Below are 16,336 nucleotides of genomic sequence, written 5' to 3' on the forward strand. Positions count from 1 at the left end.
GGACCTGTGCGAGGGGCTCGGCCCGGACACCGGGTCGGTACAGAGGTGCTCGTTTCCGACCTCGATCCTCACCTCTCGCGCCCGCGCCCGAGGCGGTGCTGAATGAATGATGAAGGTTTCCGCGGCGGCCCCGGGCGTGCGTGCGATTCTCACATCCGAGGCGGCGAAGGGGAGATCGGCCATGGGCGTGCATCGCGGATCCGTGCGCACGGTGTTGGGCACGGAACGCCCCGGGCTCCGGCTGCTCGGACTGCCGCACTCCGGCGGCCGCGCGGAGGGCTTCACCTGCTGGCGTGACGCGCTCCCCGCCGCGTTCCCCGGGACAGCGGTGGAACTGTGCGCCGCGCAGTACCCCGGGCACGGCGACCGGCTGGCGGAGCCGCCGAGGGAGGATGTCGGCACGATCGCCGAGGAGATCGTCGCCGACCTGACCCGGCTGCCACCGGCGGATCTGCTGCTCTTCGGTCACAGCTTCGGCTCGGCCGTCGCCTGCGAGGTGGCCCGCCGGTGCCCGGGCGCGGGCATCGACGTCCTCCTGCTCGTCGCGTCCAGCGCCTGGGCCCCGGGGGACCCGGCCCGGCCCCCTCGTGACGAACACCTGCTGCCCGACGAGGAGCTGTGGGGGCGCCTTGTCGCACTCGGGGGCATCGCCCCCGACATCGCGTCGCAGACCGAGCTGCGCGACCTGCTGCTCCCCGCGATGCGCGCGGACATCGCCGCGCACGAGCGCTACCTCGGCTGCCCGGACCCGGGGTCGCTCCACTGCGACGTGCACGTTTGCATGGCTCGGGGGGACCTCCTCGTACCGGTCTCGGCAGGCCGCTACTGGGGCCGTCTCACCACAGGGAACACGAGCGTCGACATCAGACGTGGAGCCCATTTCCACGTCTTCGACGATCCCGCACTGCTGCTGGAGGACCTGGCGCGGCGGGTTTCCACCCACACGAAGGGAGGCAGTTCGGCGCATGAGTAGTCCTTGGGCAGGCCTGCGGCTGGTCGTCACCGGCGGCGGTTCGGGCATCGGGGCAGCGGTGGTCGCCCGCGCGACCGGGCTGGGCGCCGACGTCCTGGCGATCGGCCGGCGGGCCGACCGGCTGGCGGAGGTGGCTGCGAAGGCACGGGCCGAAGGAGCGGGCACCGCGGTGCCGTACGCAGTGGACGTCACTGCTCCCGACGCCCCCGCGCGGATCGCGGAGCGCGCCGGGGAAGTGCTCGGCGGCGTCGACGCCTTGGTCAACAACGCAGGGCACGCGGTCTTCGACTGCCTGGAGGACGCCGCCGAGACGGACCTGCGGGCGATGATCGACACCAATCTGGTGGCTCCCGCCCTGTTGGTCCGGGCGCTGTTGCCCCCGCTGCGCGCCAGCCGGGGCTGTGTGGTCAACGTGTCCTCCGTCGGCGGCGTCCTGGCGATGCCGAACCGGTCGTTCTACGGGGCCAGCAAGGCCGCCCTGAACTCCCTGACGAGGTCGCTCGCCGTGGAACTGGCACCCGAGGTCCGGGTGAACGCGGTGCTGCCCGGCCCGGTCGACACGGGCCTGTGGGACCTGGCGGCGGGCGAGGGCGCGGACGCCCTGCGCGAAGGAATCGTGGCCGGCACCCCCCTGGGGCGGTTCGGCCTGGCGCCGGAGGTGGCGGCCTGGGTGTGCCACCTCGTCGACTCCGAGACTTCGTCCTGGGTCACCGGGTCCCTGGTGTCCGTGGACGGCGGACGTACGGCCTGAGCCACAGTCCAGCAGTACCACCCGGCCGGCCCGGTCCGGCCGGTCCTGCTATCAGCGGAAAGGCATGAATCAGATGACGCAGACAGCTTCACCGTGGTTCGCCCCGGCCTCGGCGATCCCCTCCTCCTGGCTGTACGAGTCCTTCCGGATCGCCAACGAGCGCGAGCGTGAGCACCCCGGCCAGATCAAACTGCACGTGGGCGAGCCCGCCTTCGGCCCGCCGGACTCCGTCGCCAAGGAGTTTGTCGCCGCCGTCCTGGAGGGCCGGGCCCGCTACATCGACGTGCAGGGGCTCCCGGAGCTCCGTGAGCGTCTCGCGGACAAGCTCGACACCGTCAACCGCATCGACACCGAGCCCTCCCGGCTCTTCGTCACCCCCGGGTCGTGCCAGGGTCTCAGCGCCCTGATGCGCTCTCTCGCCAGCTCGGGAGCGGAGATCCTGATGCCGGAGATCCACTGGCCCGTGCACCTGCAACAGGCCCTTCTCGCCGGATTCCGCCCGGTGTTCTACAAGCTCGGCGAACACTTCGCGCCCGACCCCGGGTCGATCCGGCAGGTGGCCACCCCCGCGACACGGGCGCTGCTGCTCAACACCCCCTCGAACCCCACCGGTGCGCTCGTCGACCTCCCGCTGCAGCAGGCCCTGTACGAGATCGCCGACGAGCGGGGCTGGCAGATCATCAGCGACGAGGCCTACGAGGACTTCGCGTTCTCCGGGCCCCACCTGTCGATCGCCGCCCTGGAGCGCGACCGCCCCGCGTCGCAACGCATCGTCAACAGCGTCTTCACGTTCTCCAAGGGACCGGCGATGACCGGCTACCGGCTCGGCTACGTCGCGGTGTCGCGGCCGGAGACGGCTGCCGCCATGCGCACGGTCCAGGAGTCCTCCATCATCGCACCCAACGCGCCCGTCCAGTACGCCGGACTGGCCGCCCTGGACGCGTCGGGAGCCCTCGCGGGCAACCACGAGTTCGTACGGGGGAACCGGGACACCGCGCTCGCCCCGCTGGTCGACGACGGGCTGCTGCCCGCACTGCCCGGCGGCGGCTGGTACGCCATGGCCGACATCTCCTCCACCGGCCTGACCGGCGAGGAGTTCGGCGCCGAACTGATGCTCCGCCACGATGTCGTGGTGGTTCCCGGCAGCGGGTTCTCCGCACGCCCCGAATTCGCCCCGGACGGCACGATGCGACCGCTGAAGCCCGGCGGTGTCGCGTCCGGCCTGGTCCGGATCGCGTTCTGTGTCGACAGCGAGCAACTGGTCACCGGGGTGGAACGGCTGGTCGCGCTGGTCCGTGAGAAGAGGCAGCGGTGACACCCACCGAGGTGACCTACGCCTCCTACCTGAAGCTCGACGAGCTGCTGACCCTCCAGCAACCGCGCACCTCCGAGGACGACGCGGACCTCACCACGGTGCTCTCCGAACAGTTCTTCATCGTCAGCCACCAGACCTGCGAACTGTGGCTGAAGCAAATCCTGGGCGATCTCGCCGCCGTGGAGGGCCACTTCCTGACGATGACCACCTCGGGCCTGGAGCGGTCCGTGGACCTGCTCTACCGGTCCGGCGAGCTGCTGCGGCTGCTGCACGAGCAGCTCATGGCGCTCGAACGGCTGCCGCTGGAGGACTTCGCCCGGTTCCGGCAACATCTCGGCACGGCCAGCGGCGCCCAGTCCAGCCAGTCCCACGAACTGGAGCGGGTACTCGGCAGCGCCAACCGTTCCGGATCGCTGTTCCTCGCCTTCCGTTCCGGGCTGGAGCGGATCGGTGCCGACCTGGAGGAGATCGTCGCCGCGGGTGTCGAGGCGGGCTCGTTCCACCGGGCCGTCGAGGCGATGCTCAGGGTCGGCAACGGCTACTTTCAGTGGAAGATCGGGCACGTGGGCCTGGTGATGAAGATGATCGGGGAACAGCCGGGCACCGCCGGAACCTCGGGGGCGGCGCATCTCCTGGGCCGCGCCACGATGCCGTTCACCGAACTCCACGAACTGCGAGGCAAGGTGCACGAGCGCCAGCAGCGGCAGGCGGGCTGACCGCGGCGGGAGCGGCCCCCGGAACGCGCCCGCGGGAGCGTTCCGGGGGCCGCCGGGTCCGGATCAGGTGGCGGTCTCCAGGATGTAGCCCCGCCCCCACACGGTGCGCAGACTCAGCCGGGCGCCGTCCAACCGCTGGCGCAGCCGCATGATGTGCAGGTCCACCGCGTTGCTGGTGACCGTCTCGTTGTTGATGCGGCCCAGGGCGTCCTTCAGCGTGCCTCGACGGACGAGGTGACCGAAGTCGGCCAGGAAACAGCGCATCATCTCGCTCTGCGCCTCGGACATGGGCACCGACTGCCCGCCGTAGTAGAGCACCCCCGTCGGATCCAGCGCGGGCATGAAGTCGGTTCCGGTGCGCTGCTGCAGGGTGTGGACGCGAGCCGCCAGGTCGAGGCGGGCCACCGGCGGGCGCACCCAGTCCTCGGTGGGGGAGATGTCGCTCGGCGGCGCAGTCTGGCCCTCCAGGACCAGCAGGCACGGCAGTCCCGCCTCGCGCAGCCGGTCCCTTTCCCGGCTCTGCACCGGCCAGCGCAGGAATCGGACTTCTTGCTTGTGAGCGAGCATGGCCATGGTCGTACCCCCGTTTCCCGTGACAACTGACAGTTGGCGGTCGGGGACCTGGCGTCGTCGGGGCATGCGGGCGTCCCGACGGAGCCGCCGGAACCAGTCCGGGATGCTCACGAAAAGTTCTGCTGCCCGGCTTCGGCGCCGGCTCCCGCACGATGTGGTCGTCGACCCCCGTGATCCCGATCCTGCCGGGTGTCGATTCCAGGTCAATTCCGGGTGGGTTCCGCTCTGGCGAGGATTCGGTTCCCCTGCCAAGCGTGCCGCGCGCTCGGCTGCGACGGCGTGAACTCCGCGACGCGCCGCCTGCTGCTTCCCGACGCGCCGCTGGCCCCCTGCACCGAGGTGGCAGCTCCGAGGACAGTTCGCAGAACGGTGTCGTGGAACCCCCGGACGGCCGGTTCCGCATGATCTTCGGCCTGCGTGGCTTCCTCGGATACCAGGTGATGTCGCCCGGCGTCGTGTGGTGGTTCGACAAGCACCGGGAAACCCGTGAACGCAGCTCCGCCGAACTCGGCTCGGTCCCGCACGAGCACCCGACCGCGCCGCGGGCGTCCGCCGCGTTCGAGGATCCCCGGCGGGACCGGGGCGCCGCGACGGCGAAGCAGGCCGGGCAGACGGGGGCGGTGACGCCCCCGACCGGCGGATCACCCAGGTGGTACGTGACCTGATGGTGTCGATGGCCATCAAGCAGGGGTGCGCAAGGGCACCGACGTTTACTCCCACCGACCTTCGCCGTGGACCGTGCGGGTCGGCCGACACACACAGCCCACGGCCGGCTGTCGACCGCCGGGCCGGTGTCTCAGCGCAGCTCGCCGGTGACGATCCACAGGTGACCAAACGGGTCGCGCAGGCGTCCCTCCCGTTTGCCGTACGGGCGGTTCTCCACCGGTACGACCACGGTGCCGCCTGCGGCGACCATCCGCTCGGCGACGACGTCCTGATCGGTGAACTCCGCCTCCAGGAGGACCGGGGAGCCGCCGACGTCGTCGGGCGACAGCCAGCCCCACTCGGGCACTGCCGGGGACAGAGAGAACGGAGAATCGCCGATCCGCAGGACGACGACCATCACGCGGCCGCTGTCGTCCTGGGCACGGAAGACCTCCTCGGCGCCCATGGCCTTCTGGTAGTAGGTCGCGGCGGTGTCGGGGTCCAGGACAATCAACCGTGGCGTCAGACTCATGAGTTGACCCTATATTCCCTGCGGCGTCCCACAAGGGCGATTCGATCGGTTCGAGCCACGTGCTGCGGACGCCCCTCGCGAGCGGCCGCGTCGGAGTAGAAACCGCGCTCGGACAAGAAGCCCTCCACCGCCGCGAAGACCGCGTCGGGGACCGCGCCCGCGCCCGGGGCCAAGCCGCCCCCCAAGGGGTGACCAGTTACTCGGAATTTCTCTCTGGAACACTCGTTGCGCTGTCGCCACTGTTTCGGCCAGACCGCGGAAACTTTCCCAGTCGACCCGCGGCACGATGAACGAAAGATCGGGCATGCTGTCGCGGATCATCTGCTGATAGCGCTGGGGTTCAGCAATTGCGTGCCCAGGGGTTCCGTCGCCTGCCTCAGGAACTCCTGTGCACGAGCCACGTCGGCATAGACGGCGCGAAAACCGGCAGATCCATCCCAGATCGCCTGAAAGGACGGCGATACGGCGTCCGCTTGGGCCGCAGCGTCTTCGACGCTCTGTCCCTCGGCTGCCTCGGCCTCGTCACGCTCGGGATCGTCGCTCTCGTTCTCCATCCACCCATGATGGGCACCCCTTCCTCACCCGGCGACATAACGCTCTGACCTGGTGCTTAACGATCGGTGAGAAGAACTGGCGGTCACCAGCCTTCGCTGAGAGGCGCGCAACCTTCACTGCGAGAGGTCAATGGCCTCCTTCCGAAGGCAACCGTGCCTCCCACTGAGCTGCGATGTGCCGGTTTGGTGTCGGCAGGTGGGTGTCGGTGACGGCACATCAGGTATGAGTATTTCCGCTGGTCGGATGCTGAGGACGGGCAGGGTCGCTGCCGTGGCGCGGTATCGGCATAAGGCGCGGCTGTCACAGGCCGGTACACCACCCCCCGCTCCACTGTCTTGGGAACGGTACTTCTGATCCTTCGGAGGGCTGCGCGGCTGCACCGTGGTGGGTGTCGGTGTCCGCGGTGGAAGGGCGTGGGGTGGGCGAGCCGGGCGTGTGGGGTGAGGTCACGGCGGGGTTGAGGGTGTCCAGGCCGGTGCTGGTGGCGCGGCTGATGGAGCTCGATGTGGCCGGGGCGTTGACGACGGCGCATGTGCGTGCGGGCGCGCAGGTTGGTGGGGTGACTGCGCGGACGGTGTGGCGGTGGCTGGAGGCGGCACGGACTGAGGGCCGTGTGGAGCGCAGGCATCGGGCCCGGTTGGAGGTGTCCGACCAGGCGTGGGAGGTGCTGGCGCAGGCGGGCGGGAACGTGGCGGTGCTGCACCGGTATTTGAAGCAGGCCGGGGGCCAGGTGCCTTCGCTGGCGTCGTTGTATCGGGTGGTGCGCCGGGATTTGGACGCCGGCAGGGTCTTGCCGGATCGTGCGGTGGTGCGGCGGGAGCGGGAGGAGCAGCAGACGAGGCAGGCGCTGGCTGACCTTGCTCTGGCCGGGCCGCGTGAAGGTGGTGCGGCGAAGGCGGCTGCGCGCCGGCCGTCGCACCCTGCGCCGGCGGCGGTCGCGGGCGTGCCGTTGGGGGAGAGCGGAGCGCTGGAGGGTGTGGCGTTGCCGGCGGGCGCGCATTTGGTGCGGACGTCGTCGGTGCGGGCGGTGGCCGAGGCGGTCGGGCAGGCGATGGCGGCCGAGGGCGCGGTGTGTGTGTTCGGCGACCCGGGCCGGGGCAAGACCGTCGCTGTCCGGATGGCGCTCCACGCAGTGCCTCCGGGCTGGAAGGTGACGTGGGTACCGGTGCCGGTGCGCCCGTCGGTGGCCGGCATGAGGCGGGCGGTGTTCGACGCTCTGGCGTTGCCGGGCCGCTTCCCGCACACATCTGCGCTGGCCGATGCCGCGGTCGCGGGGGCTCTGGGCGAGGCGCGGGTGCTGGTGGTCGATGAGGCTCAGCGCCTGCCTGTGCCGTGCCTGGATTATTTGCAGAGCCTGTGGGACCACCCCGGTACGCGGATCACGCCGGTGCTGTGCGGGGCGGGCAGCGAGCGGTCGCTGGCCCGGCTGCCGCAGCTGGCATCGCGTATCGGTGCGTGGCAGGAGGTTCCACGCCTGGCCGGAGCGGAAGCAGAGGCCGTGATGACCGATTTCCATCCGCTGTGGCGTACCGTCCCGGCCCCGGATCTGACGTGGATCGACCAGTCGTGCGCGTACGGCACGTTCCGTACGTGGGCCGCTTTGACTGCGCACCTGCAGAACGCGCTGCTCACCACCGCTGACGCGGCCGTTGACCGGGCTTTGCTGGGGCGGCTGTTTAAGCGGGTCGCGCCGCCGCTGTGACCGGGGCGCTTCTGCAGGGGGAGGGTGATTGCCTGCTCCCGGCCACCGGCAAGCACACGATGTCCCACCCGCGTGAGGGGAGTTGGCATGGAGGACGGTGACGCGGTCCGCGCAGGCGGCGGATTGCCTGCGGCGTCGAGGACGGCGCTGCGCGGTCCGGCCGTGCGGCGGCTGCTCGCACTGCGGGCGGGGAAGACGCTGACAGCAGGGCATGTACAGGTGGCTGCGGATGCGCTGGGGGTGTCGGAGCGCACGGTGTGGCGGTGGCTGGCAGCTGCTCAGAGCGATGAGACCGCAGCCGCGTACCCTGGCGCACGGTCCCGGGCCGATGCGAGGTTCACGATCACGCCCGAAGTCCGTGGCCTGCTGGCGCTATGGAAGGGCAATGTGCGGGCGGTCCATCGCGAGCTGGTCCTCCGTGCCGTTCGGCAGTCCCCGCCTGCAGACCCACCGTCGCTGACAACGCTGCACCGGGCGATCCGCCGGGATCTGACGCCGGGGGAGCGGGCCGGGCTCGCGGGAGGGGAGCGGGCGGCGCGTAAGCACGATGTGTTCCTGGCCCGGCCGCGCGGCTGGCGCAACCAGGTGTGGGAGACCGACCACATGCAGGCCCCCGTGCTCATCGACGTCGACGGCACCGCCCGCAGGCCGTGGATCACCTGGTTCACCGACTGCGCCACCAACGCGATCACCGGCCTCGCGGTCACGCCGGGAGACCCGTCGCGGGAATCGGTACTGGCCGCGCTGCGCTCCGCTGTCCTGCACGAGGAACCCTACGGTCCCTTCGGCGGTCTGCCCGAGAAGGTGCGTGTCGACCGTGGCAAGGACTTCCTGTCCCGGACGGTGACCGCCGCGTTCGATCTGCTGGACGTGACGGTTCAGGACCTGCCCGCCTACACCCCTCACCTCAAGGGCACCGTGGAAGGGCTGAACCGGGCGGTGGAGGGCATGTTCCTGGCCGCGCTGCCCGGCTATGCCCGCCAGCCGCGCCCCGGCAAACGCTCCTTGCGCCCGAAGGACGAGGTACTGCTCGGCTTCGAGGACTTCACCGCCCGGCTGCTGGACTGGACTACTTGGTGGAACACCGAGCACCGCCCCGCACCTCTGCGGGGCAGGACCCCGCTTGAGGCATGGCAGGACGATCCCACCCCCCTACGGGACGTGCCGGCGACAGATCTGTGGACGTTCACCCTGGAGGACGCCGGCACCCGCACGCTGACCACCCGCGGCATCCGCTTCAAGAAACGCGACTACATCGCCCCGTGGATGACCGGCCAGGCCGGGATCCAGGTCCGCATCCGCTTCATGCCGCACCACGACCACCGCATCGAGGTCTACCACGCGGCCACCGGCCGTTACCTCGGTCCCGCAGACCTGGCCGACCAGGCCACCGAAGAACAGATCAGCGCCGTACGGAAGGCACGTGCCGCCCGTGCCCGCCGTCTGAAGAAGGACCTTCAGGCCTCCCAGCGCGAGCGCTACGCCGCCGTGAACCAGCCGGAGGCGCCCCGGCGGCTCGGCGCGCTGACCACCGCGCAGGCCGGGGCCGAACTCGCCCGGGCCGCCGGTACCGACCTGTCGGATCTGGCGCTGCCGGACCTCATCCCGCCCGCGGCGCCCCCGGCCGGGTGGCGTACCCCTGCTTCCCTGGCGGCGCCGGCCACACCGGATCTGCCCGCCGCCGTGCCATCCGGCCATGATTTCGCTTCTGCCCAGTCCGGCCCGGACCGGCGGACCGCACAGCCCACCACTGAGGAAGACGGAGATGCCTTGTGAGCGCGGCCTCCTACCAGTACGTCGATCTGCCGGACGCGTCCGTGGTCACCACCCGCGCCCTGCTCACCGCGCGGGAGAACATCACCGACACCGTCGCCGCCCGCGCCATGATGTGCATCCACGGCGGCGCCGGTTTCGGCAAGACCCTCGCCGTCAACATCTGCCTGCGCGAACTCGAACCCGGCGAGGATGTCCGCAAGATCACTTTCCGGGCCCGGCCCACCGCTCGCGCGGTGCGCTACGAACTGTTCACCGCGCTCGACCTGGCCGGCGTACCGCCGCGCCATCCCAGTGAGTTCGACCGCCTGCTGAAAACCGCTCTGGCCGAACGCCCCCGCACCTTCCTGGTGGACGAGGCCCAGTGGCTCAACGGGGAGGCATTCGAGTACTTCCGCTACCTGTGGGACGATCCCGCAACCCGGCTCGCGATCATCTTCGTCGGCGGCGAGGGCTGCCACACCGTGCTGCGCCGCGAACCGATGCTGTCCTCCCGGGTCTTCATCTGGCAGCACTTCACTCGCCTCACCCCCGGCGAGGTCAGTGAGACGATCCCACTGTTCCACCCGGTGTGGGCCGACGCCGACCCCGATGACATCGCTTTCGCCGACCGGCATGCCGCCCACGGCAACTTCCGTGACTGGGCCCGCCTCACGGCCCACGTGCGTCTGGCGCTTGCCCGTACAGGCCGGCCACGGGTGGACCGGGAGGTGCTGCGCTGGGCGTTCGGTCGGCTGGGCGGCTCCGTGTGATGCCCGGCCGCATGCGGCCCGCGGCTCATCGCCCGTGCGCGGGAGTACCGGTGGAATACGAGGAGGCTGACTGCGGTGGGGCTGCTGGACCCGATCAATGCACTCGGTGAGACCGCCGTGGACGTGCTGGTGTGCGGCCCGGCCGCCTCCCGGTGCTGCCCACCTCGCAGGACACTGCGCACGACGGGCCGTTCGCCCTTCACCGTGGTCGTGGACCGCGCAGACGACGTGCGCTACACCCACACTGTGCTGGCCGCCCACCACCCGGCGGCGGGACGGGTTGTCATCCACCCCACCGTCGGCGGGGGCGACCGGACGCTGTGGCACGACGTCATGCACGCGGTGGCCGACGGCCGGCCCCTGAGAGCCCCGTCCTGCGCCGCGCGTGGTACCGAACCCGGGCAGGAGCGGTCGGCCCGTGCCGCCCTGAAGGTTGCGGCCGTGCACCGGATGACCGTCCTGCGCGCGCACCGTATCGGACTGGGCGTATGGGCGGATCTGATGGCCCTGCACCACGCCACCGGCACGGACGTGGCCGTGGTGCACCATGCCGAACTGCCCGTGGACCTGGTGCACCTGTTGCGCCACTGCGACCACCGCATCCTCACCACCTACGCCGCCGTGCGGGCGCTGCATCCGCCGGCGGGGACATCGGGGGAGTCCTGGGCGGACAGACGGCACCGGTGACCGGCAGCTCCGGGGCGGTGGCCTTGCCGGGCCGCGGCAGAGCCCGTTGTGCCGTGTCCGTCACCGCTCCCCGGGCTGCGCGTCAGCTCTCTCCATGACGCCAATTAAACAACGGATCATTGTTCCATTGTATGTATGCGGTAAGGTGGCCGTATGCCACGAGACTCCAGCGAGCAGGCCCGTGAGCGACTGTCCGCACTGGCTCCCGTCCCCACCGACGACACCACGGCCGCACGCCATGTGGAGCAGGACGCATCCCTGATAGGGCGGCTGCTGGTCGCTGCCGGCGAGCAGGCCCGCCACGGGCAGGCGCCGGGCGTGATGCCCACCGATGTCGGCGCCGCGCTGAGTCTGTTCGAGGGCATGCGCGAACAGCTGGACCGACTGGAGACCCAGGTGGTCATCGAGGCTCGGCGCCGCGGCATGGACTGGCGGCAGATCGCCCAGCACCAGGGCCTGAACTCCTCCCAGGCCGCCTCCCAGCGCTACCAGCGCCTGATGACCCGGCTCGAAGAGATCCGCCAGGGCGTCCGGTGAGCGAGGAAGAACCGCAGATGAGTGACCGGCCACCGCAGCTGTTCACCGCGATCGACTCGCTGCTCGCCGCTGTCGACGACGGCACCGTGCTGCCCGTTCCGGCCGAGCGGGTACGACTGCGCGAGGCAGCCGGTCTCACCGAGGCTGCAGTCGCCCAGGCACTCGGCGTGCGCGTACCGAGCATCACCGCTTGGGAAGCCGGCCGCGCCGAACCCAGGGGAGAGCGCCTGGAGGCCTACCGCCGCCTCCTCGAAGGCCTCACCCACCGCTACCCCCCCACCACCCCGCCGCCCCCCCCGAAAACACTCTCCACTCCACCCGCGCCCGCAGAAGAAGCCCTGCCCCCACAAGCCGCTGCCCCGGTAGAACCCGCCGCGCAGCGTCCGCCTGCGCCCCCGGCGTCCTCACGCCGTCCAGTAGTGAAGAAGCCGCTCAAGCCCATCGGCATCGATCCGCGGTTCTCGCACGGCCCGCTGGCAGTATTGGATGGTGACGGGTCCGCGTACGGGGTGGACGGCCTGGTGCTGGAGTGCCCGGCCACCACCATCACCGAGTTGGTGGAGTGGACGCTCACCGAGTCCGGTCTCGGGGCCGGGAAGCTGAATCGGTACGGCAAGGACTCCGATCCGCTGATCGTGCTCACCGCGTCTGCGGCGGTGAAGCTGGGGCTGCCCGAGCGCCTGGAGGGACACGAGCAGCGCCGTTCCCTGCGCCTGCCCGAGGACCACCCGGTGGTCAAGCAGGTCATCAAGGCGAAGTGGAAGCTGACGCGGCGCGGGTTCGGTCCCTGGCCCCGGATCTACCGCAAGGCGCAGGGCCGTGAGCGGCAGTGCGTGCAGCTGGCGATCCTGTCCTGGGACGCGCTCGATGCCCGTTCCTGGCCCGGCGTGGCCGGGATGGAGCCGGCCGACATCGCCCGCGTCCTCGGGCTCTACGCGACCCGGGTGATCACCCCGCGCGGCTCAACTGCCGTCTCGGGGCTGGAGTTGATGACCGCGCTGCGCCCGCCGACCAGGCCGGTGCGCGAGGAGGGGACCGGGAACTGGATCAGTGGCCACAACCCGGGCAGTTTGGGGACGGAGCCGGTGGATCCGGCGCCGCCGGAGGCCACCTCCGAACACCCCGTCGTCGTCCGATCCGGCTGGACGGGCGGGTTTCTGGATGAGGAGGCGTACCAGTGGGTGCGGCCCGTCGAGTCGCTGACCGATGAGGAGTGCGTGCTGCCCCACGCCGTGGGCCTGGACCTGAACACCGCGTTCCTCGCCGCCGCCGCACGGCTGGTGGTCGGGTTGTCGGGCCCCGAGCACGTGGTCCGGCCGGCATTCGACAAGAAGATCCCCGGCTCCTGGTACGTGGACCTCAGCCATGTGAAGGTCGATCCGCGTCTGCCCTCCCCGTTCACCCCCGACGGCACCCGCCCGACCGGGCCGGCCTGGTACCAGACCCACACGGTCGCCTACGCCCAGGAACTCGGGTTCAACGTCCACCCCCTCGAGGGGTTCCTGCGCCGGGAGACCGGGGCGTATCTGGATCCGTGGCACGACCGACTCAAGACCGCCTACCTCGACACCCTCGCCGACCTCGGCGTCACCAAAGACCTGGACGACCAGCAGTTCCTCGCGGCGATGGAACGCCACAAGGACGCCGATCCGACCCTGGCCGCCGTTCTCGCGGCCATCAAGGCCACCGTCAAGGGCGGGGTCGGGAAGCTGCGCGAGCGCCCGCAGGGCCGGTACTATCGCGACGGCGAGCCGTGGCCGGCTCTCGCCCGGCCGACCTGGCGCCCCGACATCCGCGCCGCCGTCATCTCCAAGGCGCGGGTGAACATGCACCGCAAGATGCGCAAGACGGCCGAGTTCACCGGCCTGTACCCCCTCGCGGTGCTGTCCGACTGCGTGGTCTACCCCTCGCCGGGACCGTCCCCGCTGGATTTCCTGCCCTACGCCGCGTCGGGGGAGCCGCAGCCCGGCGCCTTCCGCCTCGGCCCCACACCGGGCCTGGCGAAGGTGGAGGGCGTGCAGTCGATGCTGTGGGCGGTCGACCTCATGGAGAAGGGTCTGAACCCGGCCCGCCACATCAAGGGCGGCGACGCCGTCCTGGACGAGGGGGAGTAGGGGCTGTGGGGGAGATCGAGGACGCGATCGAGCGCGCCGATCGTGAGGGTTTCACCCGGCAGCCGCCCAAGACCCTCAAGGCTCGGATCGGCTATCTGCTCAAGCAGCTCGGCAGTGCGAAGGCCGTCGCGCGGGAGATCGGGGTCACCGCGGACTCGGTGAACCGCTATCGGCGCGGTGCCCGCACCGCCCGTCCGGATGTCGCGGCGAGGATCGACGCGGCTGTCCGGTCCCGGTGGCAGCCCGGCGTGCGCAAACGCCGCCGGCGCCAGGCGGCCACCACCGGCGGGGTCACGATCGAGACCCGGGCCCGCTTCGGGTACACCGCGCCGGTCGGCACGACCGACGACGGACGCTTCCGCCGCCTGACCGTGCACCTGCCCCCGACGTACGCCCGCCGCCTGTTCGACGCTCGTGAGCAGGGCGCGAGCGACCGGCAGATGCGCGACATCATCGCCGAAGGGCTCAAGGAGGTGTATTTCCAGGACGGCGGCCACCGGGCGATGGGCTTGTCGGAAGTGGCCATCACCGATATCGACTACCTGGACCTGGACTACTGACCAGGAGCCACGCATACGAAGTGGCCCGCCCCGTGTGACTGAGCGCTTCAGTTGGCGAGTGAGCGCGCTCACTGCGCTGCGTCCTTCGTGTTCGTTGCTTCGTGCGCTGCACCGCCAGGAGGAAGCCGCGGCCCTCGAGGAGAGGGCAGCGGAGGCGAGAAAGCCCCGGGGCCTGTTCGGCCGCCCCGGCGAGGTCCTGCTGCAGTACCTCGGGCAGCAGCTCGCGCCGGTGCGCGGCCAGCCGGTCCAGGCGGGCGGTGTCCCCGGGGCCGTGCTCGGGGAGGTCCCCGATGGGATCGGCGGTCCTCGCCCCGGTATCGGCGCCCGGCACCCGGCCGGTGAGGGGTTCGGGCACACACACCCGGACCCGTTCGTTCGATCGGCGGTACGCCCCCGGGTGGGTGTGGTGCGGCCAGGGGCCCGGTGCGCTTCACCGGTCGTCGGGTGCGCTGCCTACCCACGCGATCGGCTGCCCCTGGCTGTTGTGGCCCCAGTGCGGTTCCTCCATCGAGGTCTCGTGCCCGTCGGGAAGGACGCAGATCCGTCCCCAGCGGCCGTGCTTGCCCGGACAGATCCCGGTGAGCCGGGCCGCGTCACCCTCGCGCACGGCCTGTTCGTAGCGGTCCCGGAACGGTTGGAGGCGTGTGCTCAGCTCTCTGCCGAGTTCCGTCTCCGCCGCCTCGACCCGGGTCCGCGCCTCCTGCACCCCGGGGTCGGACAGCAGAGCCGAGATCACCTTCTCCGCTTCCAGGAAGGCCCGGGTGCGGCTGTGCCGCCGTAGGGCCTCCCGTACGCGTTCCTCCTGCGTGTGGTCACCGGTCACGGTCACTGCTCCTTCCTTTCGACCGCGGGGCCGGTCCCGGCCCGGCGGTCGGCTGCACGGCCTGCTCGCGGTTGTGGGGGATCTCCCCGCTCCCCAGCAGCGACCGGGTGGCGCGGGCACGTCCGTGCTGCCGGTAGGTGCTGTCGGCAACGCGGGCCAGCACCTCCAACGCCCGGTCCACACCGGCGTCCCAACCCTCCTCGTGGGCGGCGCCCTGAGCGGCGGGGGCGCTGCCGTGCAGTTCTTCCACCCAGCAGTGCGCATCGGCCACCGCACCGGCCTCCAGCGCGCACAGGAGCTCGTCCGCCTCATCCGGCTCCAGCCCGGCGGCCGCGAGGATCGCGTGAACCCGCATCCGGGCGCCGACCGCCGCCGTCCGGTAGTCGCCCGGGTCCATCACGCCGCCTCTTCCGTCGTGGCCCAGTGGAGTCCGAGGTCGGCGAGCTGCCGGCGCTTGTCGGTGGTGAGTTTGGCGCGGCGGGTTTTGGTGTTGGTCAGCCACACTCCGAGCTTGATCGCGTGTTCCTCGCCGTCCAGGACGATCCGCTCTACGTGGCCTCGGGGGACGGTCACCGAGCCGGTGCGGGCCTTGTACCGGGCCAGGGCCGCCACGCCCTTCTCGAAGGCGTTCACGGCCGTCCCGGGGGCCTTGGCGGGCTCCGCCTGCCCGGGGGGCGGTGGGGTGATGCCGATGGCTTCCAGGAGTTCGCGCTGCCCGGCCGCCAGCCCTTCCCACCCCTTCGGTGTCCGTTGTCGGGCCAGCCATCGCCCGATGTCCATGCCGTGAACGGTGACACCGGGCGGGATGTCGGCCCGGGCGTCGATCCGGCCCTGTTCGTCGGCCAGGAGCGCGCGCAGCGCGGCGTAGTGGCGCTGCCAGGGGGGCGGCCAGCCGGGGTTCCAGTGCTCGTCCACGGCCTCCAACGCGGCCTTCCACTCCGGGTGCCCGTCCAGGGCACCGGGACGCCGCAGGTTGCTCAACCACTGCCCGATCGGCTGGTCCAGGGCCGTTGCCGTCCTCGGGGCACAGAGGGTCCAGTGCTCCTCGAAGTACGCCTTCGCCGCCTCCAGGTTCTCCTGGAACCGCTCGTCCGCGACGGACCACACCATGCCGAGCCGCTCCAGCCGCTGCGCGCGCTGCGCGCTCATCTCCCCGGCCCCGTGGGCCCGGCGCTGTTCCGCGACCCACTGCCCCAGCGGCTGTGAGTTCTCATTTCTCTTGCGGTAGAGAGATCGCTCTGACCTGCGAGGATGCAGATGGCTGAGAGATGCCTCGCTATGCTTTCTCCGTGCGGATCAGGACCTTGAGCTGCAGTACCGCAGGCTTG

General features: G+C 71.0%; 18 protein-coding genes. 12 read left to right on the forward strand and 6 right to left on the reverse strand.

Annotation, left to right across the window (positions count from 1 at the left end; all coding sequences use genetic code 11):
- Positions 1-181: 181 nt before the first annotated feature.
- The 4 genes from LZF96_RS05155 to LZF96_RS05170 all read left to right on the forward strand — a co-directional run bounded on the left by LZF96_RS05155 (position 182) and on the right by LZF96_RS05170 (position 3,755).
- Entirely contained in the window at positions 182-973 is a 792-nt protein-coding gene (locus LZF96_RS05155; RefSeq protein ID WP_233866032.1) for a thioesterase II family protein, read from the forward strand.
- Entirely contained in the window at positions 966-1,724 is a 759-nt protein-coding gene (locus LZF96_RS05160) for an SDR family NAD(P)-dependent oxidoreductase (RefSeq protein WP_233866034.1), read from the forward strand. The genes LZF96_RS05155 and LZF96_RS05160 overlap by 8 nt, the downstream gene beginning before the upstream one ends.
- Positions 1,725-1,797: 73 nt before the next feature.
- On the forward strand, positions 1,798-3,039 hold the full coding sequence (locus tag LZF96_RS05165) for a pyridoxal phosphate-dependent aminotransferase (protein ID WP_233866036.1): 1,242 nt from the start codon (positions 1,798-1,800) through the stop codon (positions 3,037-3,039).
- Positions 3,036-3,755, forward strand: coding sequence for a tryptophan 2,3-dioxygenase family protein (locus LZF96_RS05170; protein WP_233866038.1), 720 nt, complete (start codon positions 3,036-3,038; stop codon positions 3,753-3,755). The genes LZF96_RS05165 and LZF96_RS05170 overlap by 4 nt, the downstream gene beginning before the upstream one ends.
- A gap of 63 nt (positions 3,756-3,818) precedes the next feature.
- On the opposite strand, the gene LZF96_RS05175 is transcribed toward LZF96_RS05170, so the two are convergent.
- Entirely contained in the window at positions 3,819-4,322 is a 504-nt protein-coding gene (locus LZF96_RS05175) for a helix-turn-helix domain-containing protein (RefSeq protein ID WP_233866040.1), read from the reverse strand.
- 260 nt (positions 4,323-4,582) lie between these two features.
- On the opposite strand from LZF96_RS05175, the gene LZF96_RS05180 reads away from it, so the two are divergent.
- Complete coding sequence (locus LZF96_RS05180) at positions 4,583-4,993, forward strand: hypothetical protein (protein WP_233866042.1); 411 nt, start codon at positions 4,583-4,585, stop codon at positions 4,991-4,993.
- Between the two features lie 131 nt (positions 4,994-5,124).
- Here LZF96_RS05180 and LZF96_RS05185 read toward each other — a convergent pair whose 3' ends face one another.
- Entirely contained in the window at positions 5,125-5,505 is a 381-nt protein-coding gene (locus LZF96_RS05185; RefSeq protein ID WP_233866044.1) for a VOC family protein, read from the reverse strand.
- A gap of 317 nt (positions 5,506-5,822) precedes the next feature.
- The gene (locus LZF96_RS05190) at positions 5,823-6,059 is read right to left on the reverse strand and encodes a hypothetical protein (RefSeq protein ID WP_233866046.1); all 237 of its coding nucleotides are present in this window, start codon (positions 6,057-6,059) and stop codon (positions 5,823-5,825) included.
- A gap of 419 nt (positions 6,060-6,478) precedes the next feature.
- Between LZF96_RS05190 and LZF96_RS05195 the strand changes: the two genes are divergently transcribed.
- The 7 genes from LZF96_RS05195 to LZF96_RS05225 all read left to right on the forward strand — a co-directional run bounded on the left by LZF96_RS05195 (position 6,479) and on the right by LZF96_RS05225 (position 14,185).
- Positions 6,479-7,762, forward strand: coding sequence for an ATP-binding protein (locus LZF96_RS05195; protein ID WP_233866048.1), 1,284 nt, complete (start codon positions 6,479-6,481; stop codon positions 7,760-7,762).
- Positions 7,763-7,924: 162 nt separating this feature from the next.
- Complete coding sequence (locus LZF96_RS05200; RefSeq protein WP_374203097.1) at positions 7,925-9,538, forward strand: Mu transposase C-terminal domain-containing protein; 1,614 nt, start codon at positions 7,925-7,927, stop codon at positions 9,536-9,538.
- On the forward strand, positions 9,535-10,287 hold the full coding sequence (locus tag LZF96_RS05205; RefSeq protein WP_233866052.1) for an ATP-binding protein: 753 nt from the start codon (positions 9,535-9,537) through the stop codon (positions 10,285-10,287). Before LZF96_RS05200 ends, LZF96_RS05205 begins: the two co-directional genes overlap by 4 nt.
- Before the next feature lie 75 nt (positions 10,288-10,362).
- Positions 10,363-10,974, forward strand: coding sequence for a hypothetical protein (locus LZF96_RS05210; protein ID WP_233866054.1), 612 nt, complete (start codon positions 10,363-10,365; stop codon positions 10,972-10,974).
- Positions 10,975-11,127: 153 nt separating this feature from the next.
- The gene (locus LZF96_RS05215; RefSeq protein WP_233866056.1) at positions 11,128-11,511 is read left to right on the forward strand and encodes a hypothetical protein; all 384 of its coding nucleotides are present in this window, start codon (positions 11,128-11,130) and stop codon (positions 11,509-11,511) included.
- 17 nt (positions 11,512-11,528) lie between these two features.
- On the forward strand, positions 11,529-13,625 hold the full coding sequence (locus LZF96_RS05220) for a helix-turn-helix transcriptional regulator (protein ID WP_233866058.1): 2,097 nt from the start codon (positions 11,529-11,531) through the stop codon (positions 13,623-13,625).
- 5 nt (positions 13,626-13,630) lie between these two features.
- Entirely contained in the window at positions 13,631-14,185 is a 555-nt protein-coding gene (locus tag LZF96_RS05225; RefSeq protein WP_233866060.1) for a helix-turn-helix transcriptional regulator, read from the forward strand.
- A 430-nt stretch (positions 14,186-14,615) separates the two neighbouring features.
- Here LZF96_RS05225 and LZF96_RS05230 read toward each other — a convergent pair whose 3' ends face one another.
- From LZF96_RS05230 to LZF96_RS05240, 3 genes are read right to left on the reverse strand one after another with little or no spacing between them, the layout of a single operon-like run.
- Positions 14,616-15,008, reverse strand: a complete 393-nt coding sequence (locus LZF96_RS05230; RefSeq protein WP_233866062.1) for a hypothetical protein — start codon at positions 15,006-15,008, stop codon at positions 14,616-14,618.
- Positions 14,998-15,408, reverse strand: coding sequence for a hypothetical protein (locus tag LZF96_RS05235; protein WP_233866064.1), 411 nt, complete (start codon positions 15,406-15,408; stop codon positions 14,998-15,000). The genes LZF96_RS05230 and LZF96_RS05235 overlap by 11 nt, the downstream gene beginning before the upstream one ends.
- Entirely contained in the window at positions 15,405-16,265 is an 861-nt protein-coding gene (locus tag LZF96_RS05240; protein ID WP_267940509.1) for a helicase associated domain-containing protein, read from the reverse strand. The genes LZF96_RS05235 and LZF96_RS05240 overlap by 4 nt, the downstream gene beginning before the upstream one ends.
- Positions 16,266-16,336: the final 71 nt, after the last annotated feature.

Source organism: Streptomyces sp. ST2-7A (genome assembly GCF_021390475.1).
Taxonomy (GTDB): Bacteria; Actinomycetota; Actinomycetes; order Streptomycetales; family Streptomycetaceae; genus Streptomyces.